This window comes from Kytococcus schroeteri (genome assembly GCF_002847825.1).
GTDB lineage: Bacteria > Actinomycetota > Actinomycetes > Actinomycetales > Dermatophilaceae > Kytococcus > Kytococcus schroeteri.
Map to the genome: position 1 here is coordinate 1 of NZ_PKIZ01000081.1, position 367 is coordinate 367.

At 60.8% G+C, this 367-nt stretch carries 1 protein-coding gene; it reads left to right on the forward strand.

Annotation, left to right across the window (positions count from 1 at the left end; translation table 11 throughout):
• Positions 1-56: 56 nt before the first annotated feature.
• Positions 57-367, forward strand: a 311-nt coding sequence (locus CYJ76_RS11595; protein WP_202820492.1) for a hypothetical protein, incomplete at its 3' end; no start/stop codon positions are given.

Sequence of the window (367 nt, forward strand, 5' to 3'; positions counted from 1 at the left end):
AATCGGGTGTGCTGGTCAGTGGTATGACGGTGACGGATCTGGCGACAGGATTCGTGGTGACCGGCGATGCCGAGATGCAACGTACGGGATATTTGCAGTACGAGAGCTCAGAAAACACAGCGGATGCGTTGGACGACGTGGAGTTCCAGCGTTCCGGGCTGAGTCTAGGCAGGCTCACTGAACTTTTTGAGATGGTCAGCGAGGTGCTGGAGCAGCGACTGCTGCGGGTGGCCAGCGAGCTCGCGCTGGCACAGCAGGAACTGGAACATCTCAACCTCGCTGACCCCGTTCGTCGCGGAGAAGCGGAAACTGCGATGGTAGAGCCCGTAGAGGAAGCGGAGGAGTGGCAGGAGGGGGACGAGGGGGC